Below are 15,212 nucleotides of genomic sequence, written 5' to 3' on the forward strand. Positions count from 1 at the left end.
CGTTCTAATTTGAGGTCCAGAATCCCCATGCCCATCGTCAACCGCGTCGCCGATCTGCAACCCGATATCCAGGCCTGGCGCCGCGATATCCATGAAAACCCCGAATTGCTGTACGAAGTGCACCGCACTGCGGCATTCGTGGCGGATCGGCTGCGCGAATTCGGCTGCGACGAGGTCGCCACCGGCCTCGGCCGTACCGGCGTCGTCGGCGTCATCAAGGGCAAGAAGCCGGCCGGCAAGGGCGACATCAGGGTGATCGGGCTGCGGGCCGACATGGATGCGCTGCCGATCGAGGAAGAGACCAAGCTTCCGTATGCGTCCAAGACACCGGGCCTGATGCATGCCTGCGGCCATGACGGCCACACCGCGATGCTGCTGGGCGCGGCCCGCTATCTCGCCGAAACCCGCAATTTCGCCGGCGACGCCGTCGTGATTTTCCAGCCGGCCGAAGAGGGCGGCGCCGGTGCGGCCGCCATGATCAAGGACGGGCTGATGGACCGGTTCGGCATCGAGCAGGTCTACGGCATGCATAACGGTCCGGGACTTCCCGTGGGTTCCTTTGCCATCCGTCCCGGTCCGATCATGGCCGCGACTGACTCGATCGACATCAAGATCGAAGGGCTCGGCGGACACGCCGCGCGTCCGCACAAATGCATCGATTCCGTTCTGGTCGGCTCGCAGCTCATCACCGCGTTGCAGACGATCGTCTCGCGCACCGTCGATCCGCTGGAATCGGCGGTCATCTCGATCTGCGAATTCCACGCCGGCAACGCCCGCAACGTGATCCCGCAGACCGCCGAACTGCGCGGTACCGTCCGCACGCTGACGGCAGAAACCCGCGAACTGGTCGAGAAGCGCGTCCGCGAAGTGGTCGCCGGCATAGCGCAGATCACCGGCGCCAAGATCGATCTGGTCTACGAGCGTGGTTATCCCGTGACCATGAACCATGCCGCGCAAACCGAGTTTGCGACCCAGGTGGCGAAGGAAATCGCCGGCGAGCAGAACGTTCACGAGTCGCCGCCGATGATGGGCGCGGAGGATTTTTCCTACATGCTGGAGGCGCGCCCGGGCGCCTTCATCTTCTGCGGCAACGGCGACAGCGCCGGCCTGCATCACCCCGCCTACAATTTCAACGACGAGGCGATCCTGTACGGCACCTCGTACTGGATCAAGCTGGTCGAGAACACCCTGGCGGCCTGATCGCCTGAATTTCGATCTCACGTGAAGGAAGGCCTGCATCTCCAATGCAGGCCTTCTTTATTTGCGGCTCACCTAATTTGCTTCAACCGGATTATCGGGTGGTCAGCGGATTGGTCGGAGCAGGATCATTGGGCGCCCGCTTCGGGAAATTCGGCTGTCCCGGGGACGGCGGCGCGGCCGAAGGTTTGACGTGCACCGTCGGCTTGAATTCGCTGGCCTGAACCCCGACCATACTAGGCTTTTTCTGCGTATCCCCCCGCACCGCGCCATCCGCCGGGAGTTGGCTCTGAATCCGGTTGCGCGCCCGATCGATGTTCGAGGTGGTGCCCGCCGCGGTCGTCGCCGGTTTCACTGCAGCCGTCGATGCTGGCTTGGTCACGGTGGTCGCGGGTTTGGTCACCGTCGTGGTCACCATGGGCTTGACCGCCGTTGTCGTCACGGCGGGCTTGGTCGCTACTGTCGCGGCCGGTTTGACCGTTACCGTGGCCGCAGGTCTCACTGCCACCGTCGACGCCGGCCTGATGGCGGTGACGGTTGCCGGTGCGCGAACCACGGGCGCCGGAGCGGCTCGCACGACGGGAGCTGGTGCGCGGACGACAGGTGCCGGTGCGGCACGCACGACCGGTGCGGGTGCGGCGCGGACCGGTGCCGAACTCGTGCTTTTCTTGTCCTCGGCCTCGGCCGGCAGGCACGTCAACGGTGCCGCCAGCAGCAAGCCGGCGAGCGCAAGCTCTCTCTGAAATGTCATGATAACGCTCCCCCCAGGAAGTCACTCAAGAAACGGTTGAACCGGATTGTTCTTGTGCAATTCTTAGAAGTTGCCGGGTGAGCTTAGACCCAAACGGGAACCGGGCGCAGCGCTATTTGTGCGGATGGTCAGTAGCCGTGACGTAAAAAAGCCCGCGCGGTTGGCGCGGGCTTTTCTATCGCATCGCAGCGAGAACGCTGCGTCAGTCTTCGCGGCGTTGCGATCAGAACAGGCGCGAGAAGATCACATAGAGCGTGCCCGACAGCAGGATCGCGGCCGGCAGCGTCAAGACCCACGCCATCACCATGTTGCGGATGGTGGCGATCTGCAGCCCCGAGCCGTTCGCCGCCATCGCACCAGCGACGCCGGACGACAGCACGTGCGTGGTCGAGACCGGCAGGCCGAACATGTCGGCGGCGCCGATGGTCGCGGCGGCAACGAGCTCGGCGGAGGCACCCTGGGCGTAGGTCAGGTGCGTCTTGCCGATCTTCTCGCCGACGGTGATGACGATGCGCTTCCAGCCGATCATGGTGCCGAGCCCGAGCGCGATCGCCACCGCGACCTTGACCCAGGTCGGAATGAACTTGGTGGCCTGGTCGAGCGAGCCTTTATAGGCGTTCAGGGTCGCAACCTCTTCCTTGTTGAGGTCGTTTTCCTTGTCCTTCATCAGGAAGCGGATCGCTTCCGAAGTCAGGTACATGTCGTTACGGGTGTTGCCGACGACTTCGGCCGGCACCTTGTTGAGCGAGCCGTATTTTGCGACCTGGTCGCCGACATCCTTCACCAGCACCGACAGCGAGGGGTAGGTGCCTTCGCTGATCTTGTGCTCGGCGACGTACAGCGTCACCGCCGGACGGGGATTGCCGATGATGCTGTGGCCGGCGCCCTTGGCGGCGACCACCTTGGAGGCGGCATCCGAGGTCTGCTGGAACTGCGCCACCTGGGATTCCGGCAGCGCGCGGTTCAGCGCGTAGGCGGTCGGCACGGTGCCGATCAGGATCAGCATGATCAGGCCCATGCCCTTCTGGCCGTCGTTCGAACCATGCGCGAAGCTGACGCCGGTGCAGGTTGCGATCAAAAGACCGCGGATCCAGAGCGGCGGCGCCTTGTTGCCTTCGGGTGCTGCGTACAGCGCCGGATTGCGGACGATCATCTTCAGCAGCATGAGCAGGACGGCGGCGCAGACGAAACCGACCAGCGGCGACAGCAGCAGCGCATAGCCGATCTCGGTGGCCTTGCCCCAGTCGACGCCGGAGGTGCCGTCACGGCCGCGCATCAGCGCGTTGGCGACGCCGACGCCGATGATCGAACCGATCAGGGTGTGGGACGAGGAAGCCGGCAGGCCGAAATACCAGGTGCCGAGATTCCACAGGATGGCAGCGATCAAGAGCGCGAATACCATCGCAAAGCCGGCACTGCTTCCGACCTGAAGGATCAGTTCGACCGGCAGCAGCGAGACGATGCCGAAGGCGACGGCGCCGGTGGAAAACAGCACGCCGAGGAAGTTGAACAGGCCCGACCACATCACGGCGACTTCGGCCGGCAGCGAGTGGGTATAGATCACGGTCGCGACCGCGTTGGCGGTGTCGTGGAAGCCGTTGACGAACTCGAAGCCGAGCGCGATCAGCAGCGCCACGAACAGCAGCATATAGGGCAAATAGGACGTGACCCGGGTGCCGGTCGCGTCGACGTCGGAATAGATGCTGTAGGAGACGAACAGCAATCCCGCGGCAAGAATGCCGAAGAAAATGATCATCGTCAGCGGGTTAAAACCCTTGTCGAGATTGGGCCTGGAAGCCGGCTGAATCGGTGCTCCCTCGGCTATCGATGAATTGAGTGCAATATCGGTCATTCTGACGCCCCCTCATTATACGTTGAGAGCGCTTTTTGACTGATGGACTTGAAGGTGAGATGACAGTTGCGCTGCAGCGCGGAATGCTTCCTGTGCCCGGCCCGCATTGCACAATTTTTCGACGGGCTTGTTTGCGCAACGCTGCCAACCGGCGCGGGGCCGGGCGAGCGCAGTTTGATCAGAAAGTGTGATCAGTGTGTGAGGAGAAGGGAGCAGAGTAGACCGCGCGCTGCACGGCACCGGGGCTGGTAGCGCCGCGCAGCGCGTCGGCCTCAAGGGAGCGTCATGGCGTGAACAGGACGTCCCAAATTCCTGTCAGGAATATTCCTGTCGAGAACACGATATTCTCGTTTATCAATTAAAGGTTGTACATATGTTTGTCAAATTTCCCACCGTTATATTTCACGAGACATGGCGGCTTTGGAACTTTGTGGCGTCTTTGAGTGAAACCTGCGCCGCATTCGGTGCGGAGTGAATACCGGTTCACGCAAAGAGAGCGTGTCTAGGCCGCGTGTGCTGATTTTTGCAGCAACTCGGCCGCGATTTTCAGGTCTTCGACGAAACGCTGGTATTCCAGCGCCTTGGCTTCGGCGTCGGGCAACCGCAACAGATAGGATGGATGCACCGTCACCAGCGCCTTGCTGCCGTCGTCGAGATCGAAGAGGCGGCCGCGGCTTTTGTTGATGGGCGTGATCTTGCCGAACACGCATTGCGCCGCGGTCGCGCCCATCGCTACCACGAGATCGGGCCTGATGACGGCGCGTTCGCGCGCATACCAGGGCCGGCAGGCGTTGATCTCAGGCGTATTGGGCTTCTGGTGCAGACGGATTTTTCCGCGCGGCACGAATTTGAAATGCTTGACGGCGTTGGTGACATAAACCTTGCGGCGATCGATACCGGCTTCCGCCAGCGCGCGGTCGAGCATTTGGCCGGCGGGACCGACGAAAGGTTGTCCGGCGAGGTCTTCCTTGTCGCCGGGCTGTTCGCCGACCAGCATCACCTTCGCCGTTATCGGTCCTTCGCCGAACACGGTTTGGGTGGCGTCCTTCCACAGCGGGCAGGCGCGGCACTGCGCGGCTTCCTCGCGCAGCGTTTCGAGTTGGTCGCCGGTGTGTTGACGGGCCATCTCCGGTTCCAGTCGCTTCTGCGCCTTGTGCGGTTCGGTTGCTGCATTCGCGATCATCGCACTGGCGTTTCGCTCCGCGCCGGCGATCAAAGGCTTAATCAACGAGGCCTCCGGCAGGTTCCGCCAATATTTCTTCGGCATCTCGTTCTGCATCGCCTTCACCTTCAGTCGCGCCGGATTGAAGATGCTGGCGTAATAGCGTCGCCAGGTTTCCTCCAGGCGATCTTCCGTCGGAGCCTCGGTCTTGGCCACGCCCGGCGTGATCGAGACCGCGTGGCCATCCCAATGTGCGCAGACATCGGGCGTCAGGATCGACCACGGCATGTCGGCGAAGCGGCGTGCGAAGAAGGGAGCGGCGAGTTCGACGATGTGGTGTTCCGGTTCGAACCAGGCAACGTAATGCGCTTTCTGTTCGCGGCCGACTTCGCGGAAGCGGACAAAGGCGTGCATCTTGTGCTCGTCGCGGCGCACCGCCTTGGCCATGCCCGCGATCTCGGCGACGTCAGGGTCGGTTGCGATATCGAGCAGGTCGTGATGACCGCGCAACCGCCACAGCAGGCGATAGAACATGGCGAACCGTTCGGGATTGCGATTAAGGATCGCGGTCTGCGCCAGTTCGATGAACTTGCCGGATACGTTGAAGGTGCCGTGCGGCGGCTCGGGTGGCGGTGTTGTCGGTTCGAACAGTTCCGGCGCGTCGCCGCGCACCCGCCAGGTCACGTTGGACGGCTTTACCTCATTCAGCGCCAGCGCGCGGGCGGCGTTGCGCCAGCCGTTGAAATCGGTTTCGCCGTCGATGGTGATGAAGTGCATCGGTTACTCCTCACTTCCGTCATTGTGAGCGAAGCGATAAGGGCTCTGTCATTCCGGGATGGTGCGTTAGCACCAGACCCGGAATCTCGGGATTCCGGGTTCGATGCTTCGCATCGCCCCGGAATGACAATCAAAATCCAAATCCCATCTGCACCGCCTTCGGCTTGAACCGCGCTGCCAGCGCTTCGCCATCGAGTAGATGTCCTGGCGGCCGGTGATTACCGAGAACGATGAACGGCAGCGCCTTGTTCTTGGGAATGTTGAGCCGCGCCAGATCTTCGACGCGAATATTCGTCAGCCGGCGCGTGGCGATGATGCGTTCGACGGCTTTGGTGCCGAAGCCCGGCACGCGCAGCAGCTCTTCGCGGCTGGCGGTGGCGACGTCGAGCGGGAAACGTTCGCGATGCCGCAACGCCCAGGCGAGTTTCGGATCGATGTCGAGCGGCAGCATGCCGGCGCGCTCTTCGACGATCTCGCCGGCGTCGAAACCGTAGAACCGCATCAGCCAGTCGGCCTGATAGAGCCGGTGCTCGCGGATCAGCGGCGGTGCGGCTAGCGGCAACGCGCGGCTGGCATCGGGGATCGGGCTGAATGCCGAATAGTACACCCGCTTGAGCCGGTAGGAGCCGTAGAGATTGGCGCTGGTGTCCAGAATGGTTTTGTCGTTGGCGGCGTCCGCACCGATGATCATCTGCGTGCTCTGGCCGGCCGGCGCAAAGCGTGGTGGCTTGGCCTTGGTCGCAGTCCTGCTGTTATCCTTGGCTTCGTCGAGTTTCAGCCGCAACCGGCCCATGGTGCGGCGGATCGCGCGGAGGTCTTTCTCCGGCGCCAGTCTGGCCAGACTGGTTTCCTCGGGCACTTCGATGTTGATGGAAAGACGGTCGGCATATTTGCCGGCCTCCGTGATCAGCGCGTCGTCGGCCTCCGGAATGGTCTTGAGATGGATGTAGCCGCGGAAGTGATGTTCTTCGCGCAGTTTTCGCGCGACACCCACCACCTGCTCCATGGTGTAGTCGGCGCTGCGAATGATGCCGGAGGAGAGAAACAAGCCTTCGATGTAATTGCGGCGGTAGAAATCGATCGTCAGCTTCACCACCTCGTCGACGGTGAAGCGGGCACGCGGCACGTTGCTGGAGGCGCGGTTGACGCAATACAAGCAATCGTAATTGCAGGCATTGGTGAGCAGCACTTTCAATAGCGAGATGCAGCGGCCGTCCGGCGCGTAGGAATGGCAGATGCCCATGCCGGGCGCGGTCGAGCCGAGGCCTTTGCCGTCGCTGGAATCCCGCTGCTCGGTGCCGCTGGAGGCGCAGGAGGCGTCGTATTTGGCGGCATCCGCCAGGATTTCCAGCTTGCGCTGCACGTCCATCCCTGAATCCCTTTGATTCCGCTCATGAATCGCTCAGGCATCAATCCCGATTGACTCCCGGCGTCCTGTTAGCTTTATATTAGAACATATCATGAACAAATGAGCCAGCCGCGGGTTCATTCGAAAGAACCTGAAGGCCCAAATTCCCAGAGGAGCGGGGCATGAGCACCGCACACACCAGCACGCTTGCGCGCTTGCGCGGCAGCATCGAGCGCATCGAAACATCGGGCGATGCGCATGCGCATCACAAGGTCGCGCTCGGTCACGCCGGCGCCGACGCGACACTGCAAGGCGGTCTCGCCATGGCTGCGGTGCATGAGGTGTTTTCGGAAGGCCACCAGAGCGCGGCGGCCACCGGCTTCATCGCCGGCCTCGCCGGGCGGCTGACGCCGCGCCGGCCGCTGGTCTGGGTGCGGCAGGATTTTTCAGAACTGGAATCCGGCGCGTTGTCGATGAGTGGGCTTTGCGAGCTCGGCCTCGATCCGCGCCTGCTGGTGACCGTGCGTGCTGCCGACGCCGATGCCGCGCTACGCACCGCCGCCGACGCGCTGGCCTGCGACGCGCTCGGCGCGGTGGTGCTGGAAGTCTGGGGCGAGGCGCGGCAGCTCGATCTCGTTGCCAGCCGCAAACTCACACTGGCCGCGCAAGCCTCCGGCGTCACCGCCTTGCTGCTGCGGGTGGCGGCCACACCGCAACCTTCGACCGCGGAAACACGATGGATCGTGCGCGCGGCGCATTCGCCGCCGGGATCACCCTCAATGCCTGCGGCGCCTTGGAGTGCCTGGGGCGCGCCGGTGTTCGACGCGCAGCTGGTTCGTAACCGTCATGGCCCGGTCGGGCGGTGGATCATGGAATGGAAATGTGATGAGTGCCTTTTCAGCGAACCGGCAAGAGAACCATCAAGAGAACCGTCAAGAGAACCGTCGAGAGAACCGTCGACGTATCCTCAGCCTGTGGCTGCCACGCCTGCCCATCGACCGCATCAAGCGGCAGTTTACGCTCACGGTTTCAAGCGTAGCGCATGAGAACTCTAACGGCACGGGCAGTCGGCTCCCTCTCCCGCTTGCGGGGGAGGGCTGGGGTGGGGGTGCCGCCGCGGGTCACACCGTTCAATCGAATGGCCAAAACTCTTACGACACGAACGGTGCGCTCCCTCCCCCCTTGCGGGGGAGGGCGGGGGAGAGGGGTAAGCCACAACCACCGTCTTCGCCGCCACCCCCCTCCCTAACCTCGAGAGCGAGCTCCGCTCGCCTCGGACCCCGCAAGGGGGGAGGGAACGCGACTGCCAGCGACGTTCCCAGCGACGCGCCCATCGTCGTCATCTCCAAGCAAAACAATGCGCTGGTGATTTACGCGCTCGATGATCTCGCCGAGCGCTCCGGCCTTTCGATTGGCCTGCCGCTCGCCAATGCCCGCGCGATCTGCCCGGAATTGACGGTGTTCGATGCCGACGAGGCCGCCGACGCCAAGACGCTCAATGACATAGCCGACTGGTGCGACCGCTTCACGCCGCTGGTGGCGCTCGATCCGCCGCATGGGCTGTTCCTCGATATCACCGGCTGCGCCCATCTGTTCGGCGGCGAGGCTGCGCTGCTGCAGGCCGTCACCAGTGCGCTGACACAACGTGGCTTTGCCGTCAGCGCGGCGATCGCCTCGACCTCCGTCTGCGCCCGCACCCTGACGCGGCATGTGTCGGGAAAAATCATCGTCGACGGCGAGGAGGCCAAGGCCGTCGCGCCGCTGCCGGTATCTGCGCTCGGTGCGGCAGAGGTCATCGCGAGTGGCCTGCGTCGCGCCGGTTTAAAAACCATCGGCGATGTCGCGTCGCGCGCGCGCCACGAGATCGCGGCAAGATTCGGCGCCGGTTTCACCGCGCACCTGGAGCATGCGCTGGGGCAGGGCGACGCGCCGATCAGTCCGCGCAAACCGCTGCCGGATTACATCGTCGAGAAACGCTTTCCCGAACCGGTCGCCACCGAAAACGTGATCGCGATGAACTTGTCCGCGCTCGCAGCCATGCTGGTCGCGGCGATGGACAAACAGGGCAAGGGCGCGCGACGGCTGGAAGCGAGTTTTTTCCGCACCGACGGCGCGGTGCGCACGATTGCCGTCGATACCGGGCGCCCGGCGACGAAGCGTGAGGTGATCGACCGGCTGTTTCGCGAGCGGCTCGAGGCGCTCAACGATCCCCTCGATCCCGGCTTCGGTTTCGACCTCATTCGCCTGTCCGCAAGCCGCACCGAAATCATGGTGCAGCAGCAGCGCGACCTCGATGCGTCCGTGCATGACAATGACGAACTCGCCGCTTTGATCGACCGCATCGCCGCGCGCATCGGGGGCAAACGCGTCGTCGTGCATCTGCCGCAGGACACCCATATTCCGGAACATGCGGCATTGGCGGTGCCCGCACAGCATCATCTGGCGACAGCGGTTCAGGCGGCGTGGCCCGATCGCGTCGCAAGCGAGCCGCCGCTGCGGCCGTTGCGGCTGTTCGAAAGGCCCGAGCCGATCAATGTGCCGTTTGCGACCATACCCGACGGACCGCCGCATCAATTCACCTGGCGCCGCGTCACCCACACGGTGGCGCGGGTGGAGGGACCCGAACGCATCGCCATGGAATGGTGGAAGCAGAGCGGCCGCGCGTTGACGCGGGATTATTTCCGTATCGAGGATGAAGCGGGCTTGCGTTTCTGGATCTTTCGCGACGGGCTCTATGAAAGCGAACTTAGGGACAAAGAGGGCGAACCGGTCGAGGCCAAATGGTTCGTGCACGGGCTGTTCGCATGAACGGGCCTTTGCACATCCCCTATGCCGAGATCGGCATCACCACCAATTTCTCGTTCCTGCGCGGCGGTTCCGATCCGCGCGCCTATGTGCACGAGGCGAGCCGGCTCGGCATTGCCGCGATCGGCATTGCCGATCACAACACGTTGTCTGGGGTGGTGCGTGCTTACAAGGAACTCGACAATCCCGAGGTCACCCACAAGCCAAAGCTTCTGATCGGCGCGCGGATCGTCTTCATCGACGGCACGCCGGATATTTTTGTTTATCCGCGCGACCGCGCCGCGTACGGCCGGCTATGCCAGTTGCTGACCCGCGGCAAGCGCGGCGATGACATCAAGAAAATCGAAAAGGGCGAATGCCATCTGAGGTTCGATGATCTCCTGGAGTTTGCCGATGGCCAGCTTCTGGTGCTGACGCTGCCGCATCGCTTCGAGATGGCGGACGTGTTGAAAGTGCTGGAGCGCTTGAAAGCGAGCCGCGCCGACGGGGTGTGGCTCGCCGCCAGCCTGCTCTATCGCGGCGACGACAGGCGCCGGCTGGCGCGGCTGCATCATATCGCCACCAAAGCCGGGGTGCGGCTGCTGGCCACCAACGAGGTGCTGTACCACCATCCCGCGCGCCGCCCGCTGCAGGATATTTTGACCTGTATCCGCGAGAAGACCACCATCGACGCGATCGGAAAGCGGCTGGAGGCCAATGCCGAGCGCCATCTCAAGCCGGCCCATGAAATGGCGCGGCTGTTTCGCGAGCTCCCCGAGGCGATCGCGGAAACCATGCGCTTTGCCGGCCGCATTTCTTTCTCGATGGACCAGCTCAAATACCAGTATCCGGACGAGCCGGTACCGAAGGGCAAGACCGCGCAGGGGCATCTGGAGGATCTGACCTGGGCCGGCGTCGACAAATATTTCGGCGGCGATATCAGCGCGACCTTGCGCGCGACCTTGCGCAAGGAACTCGCGCTGATCGCCGAGCTCAAATACGCGCATTATTTTCTCACCGTGCACGACATCGTCCGCTATGCGCGGAGCGTCAACATCCTCTGCCAGGGCAGGGGCTCCGCGGCCAACTCTGCCGTCTGCTACGTGCTCGGCATCACCTCGGTCGACCCGACCAAGGTCGATCTGCTGTTCGAGCGATTCATTTCCAAGGAGCGGCTGGAGCCGCCCGACATCGACGTCGATTTCGAGCATTCGCGCCGCGAGGAGGTGATGCAGTATGTCTACCGCCGCTACGGCCGCCACCGCGCCGCGATCATTGCGACCGTCATCCACTACCGGCCGCGCTCGGCGATCCGCGATGTCGGCAAGGCGCTGGGACTGACGGAGGATGTCACCGCCGCGCTCGCCGATACCGTGTGGGGAAGCTGGGGCAAGGGCCTCAACGAGATGCAGGTCCGGCAGGCCGGGCTCGACCCGGCCAATGCGATGGTCGAACTTGCGGTCGAACTCGCTACCGAGCTGATCGAATTTCCCCGCCATTTGTCGCAGCATGTCGGCGGCTACGTGCTGACCCAGGACCGGCTCGACAGCTATGTGCCGATCGGCAACGCCGCGATGGACGACCGCACCTTCATCGAATGGGACAAGGACGACGTCGACGCGCTCAACATGATGAAGGTCGACGTGCTGGCGCTGGGCATGCTGACCTGCATCCGCAAATGCTTTGACCTGATCGACGACCACAAGGGCCAACGCTGGGAACTCGCCACCGTCCCGCAGGACGACGAGCCGGTCTACGACATGCTGTGCCGCGGGGAATCGCTCGGCGTATTCCAGGTCGAAAGCCGCGCGCAGATGAACATGCTGCCGCGCCTGAAGCCGCGGACGTTCTACGATCTCGTCATCGAGGTCGCGATCGTGCGTCCCGGCCCGATCCAGGGCGACATGGTGCATCCGTATCTGCGGCGGCGCAACGGCATCGACAAGGTCAGCTATCCGTCGCCGGCGCCGGAACATGGCGACAAGGATGAACTGCGCCGGGTGCTGCACAAGACGCTCGGCGTTCCCCTGTTTCAGGAACAGGCGATGCGGATCGCGATCGAAGCTGCGAAGTTCACCTCCGAGGAAGCCAACGGGCTGCGCCGTTCGATGGCGACGTTCCGCAATCTCGGCACCATCGGCAAGTTCGAAGACAAGATGATCGGCAACATGGTTGCACGCGGCTATGATCCTGAATTCGCCAATAACTGCTTCAACCAGATCAAGGGGTTCGGCTCCTACGGTTTTCCGGAAAGCCATGCCGCGAGCTTTGCCCAGCTCGTCTATATCTCGTCATGGCTGAAGCATTATCATCCCGACGCGTTCTGCTGCGGATTGCTCAATTCGCAGCCGATGGGCTTTTACGCGCCGGCGCAGATCGTCGGCGACGCCCGCACCAACGGCGTCGAGGTGCGCGAGATCGACGTGTCCTTTAGCTTTGCGCAGAACACGCTGGAGCAGGGGAGCGGGAAGTATTGCGCGGTGCGGCTTGGGTTTCGGCAGATCGATGGGTTCAGATGGGTCGATCCGGATGAGGAAAGGTTGAAGCGAGTTCAAGCGTCGTTCCGGGGCGTCGCGAAAGCGACGAACCCGGAACCTCGAGATTCTCAGATGTGCAATTGCACATCTCAGTTCGATGCTACCGCATCGCCCCGGAATGACAGTGGAGAGGACGACTGGGCCGACCGCATCATCGCCGCGCGAACACGCCGTCCGTTCACCTCGCTGGAGGATTTCGCCCGCGACACCGGCCTGCCGAAGCGCGCGCTGACCTTGTTGGCGGATGCCGATGCGTTTCGGTCCATCGGGCTTGATCGCCGCGCCGCGCTGTGGGCGGTACGGCGGCTGCCCGATGATGTGCCGTTGCCGCTGTTCGAGGTTGCCACCGCGCGCGAGCAGCCGGACGAGAACGCAAAACCGTTGCCGGAGATGCCGCTGCCGGAGCAGGTGGTCGCCGACTATCAGACGGTGCGGCTGTCGCTGAAGGGTCATCCGATGCAGTTCCTGCGGACGATGTTTGCCAAGGAGCGCGTCGTCACCTGCCACGAAATCAACCACCGCAACGACCGTCGCAGGGTCCGCTGCGCCGGCGTGGTGCTGGTGCGGCAGCGGCCGGGCAGCGCCAAGGGCGTCGTCTTCATGACGCTGGAGGACGAAACCGGCATCGCCAATATCGTGGTGTGGCCGAAGGTGATGGAGCAATACCGCAAGGAAGTGATGGGCGCGCGGCTCATTCTGGTCGAGGGCTATATCCAGAGCAGCCCCGAACAGGTGACGCATCTGGTGGCGCAGCGGATGTTCGACCGTTCAGGCGATCTGATCGGTCTCGCTGACGACGCGTTCATCCGCAAGCATGCCGTACCCGCCGGGCCTGCGCTGATCGAGCCGCTCAACGACGGATCTCTCAACGACGGTCTTCTCAACGACGGGTTCCTCAACGACGACCGGCGCGATCATGCCGATGCGCCCGCGCAGAAAATCCGCCACCCGCGCAACGTTCGCATCTTGCCGCCATCCCGGGATTTTCATTGAACCAGCCCTAGAGGCTGACGATGTAGGCGCTCATGGCCAGAAGAAACACCAGGCTGCCGGCCATGATGGCGAAGAATAATTTGTCCAAGCGATCGACTCCGAAAGCATACCAACACGGGAGTCGATTAGAAGATTTTGGCTGTGTCGATTCTTTGACACTCGTCAGGCCAAGTTCCGGCAAGTCGTCAGGCATCAAGGCGGCAAGGCGACTTTTTCGAAATATTATCGCAAATTGCGCGCATCACGATGCGCGGCGAAAAGCCGGTATGACGCGGAGAGGAGGAAGGGGAGATGGCGTCTCAGCTCAGGAATTTCACGCCGTAGGTCCGGCCGCGGCGCCAGACCACCTCGCAGGACTGACGCTTCGGACGCTCCGGCATCACAGCCATCACGAAGTTGTCCCTGATATCGATGGCGGCGTCGGTCATGATCTTGGCGCCGCCCGGTGAGACATCCAGGACGTAGCATTCAATTCGGGTTATGCCGTCATCGCGCGTGAACCAGGCCGGCCGCTTGTTCATCTGGCGTCGCGGTTCGCGCTGTGTCTTTGTCCGCAGTTCATCAACAGCCATGATGACTATCCGTCGTTAGACCCAATCGCTATGGCGTTTTCGAGCGAAATGGATATCGGTTTGTGTCGAGCAAGACGTGTCGAAATAAAACATCGGAACTCCGTTCCAAGAACCGATTGGCTCGGGCGACCGTAGCAACAGGCTGCAGATTGACGGGGATTTCGTAAAGTCGCCTTAGCGCATTGCTTCCAAATTTAGCGATTTGTGCCAGGAAGATGCTTGCCGAGCTCTTTTCGGGAGGCTGCGGTCGATTTCAATGCTCGCGGGCGAGCTCCGCCCGCATGTCGGCCGGCGTAACGCCGAACCGCCTCCGAAACGATTTATGGAAATACGATAGATCGTTGAAGCCGACCGTATAGGCGATATCGCTGACCTTGCGATGGCGGCTCTGCTCATGCAGCAGGAGCCTGCGCGCCAGCAGCAGCCGCTGTTCGAGAACGAACTCCGAAAACGTCGTGCCCAAGGAAGCGAACAGGCGTTGTGCCTGTCGTGCGCTGAGGGCGTTCGTCCTGGCGATGCTTTCGATCGTCAGATCGTTCTTGTCCAGATTTCTGAGAACATCGGCCTTCATGAAGTTCAGCCGGCCCGCCGAAGAGTCGCCTGGCTCACTCAAGCCCTTCCGGCCGCGCGTCCCGCGTCTCGCAGGCGCCCGCGCCATGATGCTGGTGGCGTGGAAGGCAACGGACAAATCGGCGCGACGGCGGCCGACGAGCCCCGCGCGCGAGGATGTCGACCGGCAGGTGACGCTCCGCGTCATGGCCCAGCCGCGCAATTCCGCTTGCGGTGCTACGTAGAGCGCCACGCAAAAGCGTGAACCATGCCTCGAAACGCCGCCAGGTTTTTCCGGCGGCGTTTTGATCGTTCAGCGAAATTCAGTTTGACTTAGCGACCGCCGCCACCGCCTCCACCTCCGCCGCCGCCACCACCTCCGCCACCGCCGGCATCGCGAAGCGCGCCGGGATCGAGGGTTTGCGCGGTCGGTTGCGTGTCGCCGCGGCGTGCACGAACAAGTGTTTCCAGATAGGCTAGGTGGTTCCCGCACGCGCGCATCGACACGGCTCCATCACACATATGCGGCGAAAAGGTATTGGCATTGGCAGCCGCGGCGCTCATCGCAACGACAGTGCCCAGCACGGCCGCGGATAATGTCTTTCTTATCGACATGTGAATTCTCCATTCCCGTGGTTCGGCGATACCGGAATGGCTCGCACGGAAGTTTGACGGGGCCGGATGCAAACG

General features: G+C 62.9%; 11 protein-coding genes. 4 read left to right on the forward strand and 7 right to left on the reverse strand.

What is annotated here, in order from left to right; genetic code table 11:
* Positions 1 to 27: 27 nt before the first annotated feature.
* A complete protein-coding gene (locus BLS26_RS29950; protein ID WP_092516093.1) occupies positions 28 to 1,200 on the forward strand; it encodes a M20 aminoacylase family protein in 1,173 nt (390 codons plus the stop codon).
* Between the two features lie 91 nt (positions 1,201 to 1,291).
* On the opposite strand, the gene BLS26_RS36050 is transcribed toward BLS26_RS29950, so the two are convergent.
* The 4 genes from BLS26_RS36050 to BLS26_RS29970 form a co-directional block, all read right to left on the reverse strand.
* Positions 1,292 to 1,948 (reverse strand): hypothetical protein, encoded by a 657-nt coding sequence (locus tag BLS26_RS36050; RefSeq protein ID WP_157676618.1) that lies wholly within the window; start codon positions 1,946 to 1,948, stop codon positions 1,292 to 1,294.
* A 223-nt stretch (positions 1,949 to 2,171) separates the two neighbouring features.
* A complete protein-coding gene (locus tag BLS26_RS29960; protein ID WP_092516095.1) occupies positions 2,172 to 3,800 on the reverse strand; it encodes an inorganic phosphate transporter in 1,629 nt (542 codons plus the stop codon).
* A gap of 502 nt (positions 3,801 to 4,302) precedes the next feature.
* Complete coding sequence (locus BLS26_RS29965) at positions 4,303 to 5,739, reverse strand: UdgX family uracil-DNA binding protein (RefSeq protein ID WP_092516096.1); 1,437 nt, start codon at positions 5,737 to 5,739, stop codon at positions 4,303 to 4,305.
* A gap of 130 nt (positions 5,740 to 5,869) precedes the next feature.
* A complete protein-coding gene (locus BLS26_RS29970) occupies positions 5,870 to 7,108 on the reverse strand; it encodes a putative DNA modification/repair radical SAM protein (protein WP_092516097.1) in 1,239 nt (412 codons plus the stop codon).
* 161 nt (positions 7,109 to 7,269) lie between these two features.
* Between BLS26_RS29970 and BLS26_RS29975 the strand changes: the two genes are divergently transcribed.
* The 3 genes from BLS26_RS29975 to BLS26_RS29985 are packed head-to-tail and all read left to right on the forward strand — an operon-like array spanning position 7,270 to position 13,401.
* A complete protein-coding gene (locus BLS26_RS29975) occupies positions 7,270 to 8,133 on the forward strand; it encodes an ImuA family protein (protein WP_092516098.1) in 864 nt (287 codons plus the stop codon).
* Positions 8,081 to 9,895, forward strand: a complete 1,815-nt coding sequence (locus BLS26_RS29980) for a DNA polymerase Y family protein (protein ID WP_371361047.1) — start codon at positions 8,081 to 8,083, stop codon at positions 9,893 to 9,895. Before BLS26_RS29975 ends, BLS26_RS29980 begins: the two co-directional genes overlap by 53 nt.
* Positions 9,892 to 13,401 carry an error-prone DNA polymerase gene (locus BLS26_RS29985; protein ID WP_092516099.1) on the forward strand — a complete coding sequence of 1,170 codons (3,510 nt, stop codon included), beginning with the start codon at positions 9,892 to 9,894 and terminating at the stop codon, positions 13,399 to 13,401. Before BLS26_RS29980 ends, BLS26_RS29985 begins: the two co-directional genes overlap by 4 nt.
* Before the next feature lie 299 nt (positions 13,402 to 13,700).
* On the opposite strand, the gene BLS26_RS29990 is transcribed toward BLS26_RS29985, so the two are convergent.
* The 3 genes from BLS26_RS29990 to BLS26_RS30000 all read right to left on the reverse strand — a co-directional run bounded on the left by BLS26_RS29990 (position 13,701) and on the right by BLS26_RS30000 (position 15,137).
* A complete protein-coding gene (locus tag BLS26_RS29990; protein ID WP_092516100.1) occupies positions 13,701 to 13,973 on the reverse strand; it encodes a PilZ domain-containing protein in 273 nt (90 codons plus the stop codon).
* Positions 13,974 to 14,226: 253 nt separating this feature from the next.
* On the reverse strand, positions 14,227 to 14,730 hold the full coding sequence (locus BLS26_RS29995; RefSeq protein ID WP_092516101.1) for a helix-turn-helix transcriptional regulator: 504 nt from the start codon (positions 14,728 to 14,730) through the stop codon (positions 14,227 to 14,229).
* Positions 14,731 to 14,855: 125 nt separating this feature from the next.
* Positions 14,856 to 15,137, reverse strand: coding sequence for a hypothetical protein (locus BLS26_RS30000; protein ID WP_157676619.1), 282 nt, complete (start codon positions 15,135 to 15,137; stop codon positions 14,856 to 14,858).
* Positions 15,138 to 15,212 lie beyond the last annotated feature (75 nt).

This window comes from Afipia sp. GAS231 (assembly GCF_900103365.1).
Taxonomy (GTDB): Bacteria; Pseudomonadota; Alphaproteobacteria; order Rhizobiales; family Xanthobacteraceae; genus Bradyrhizobium.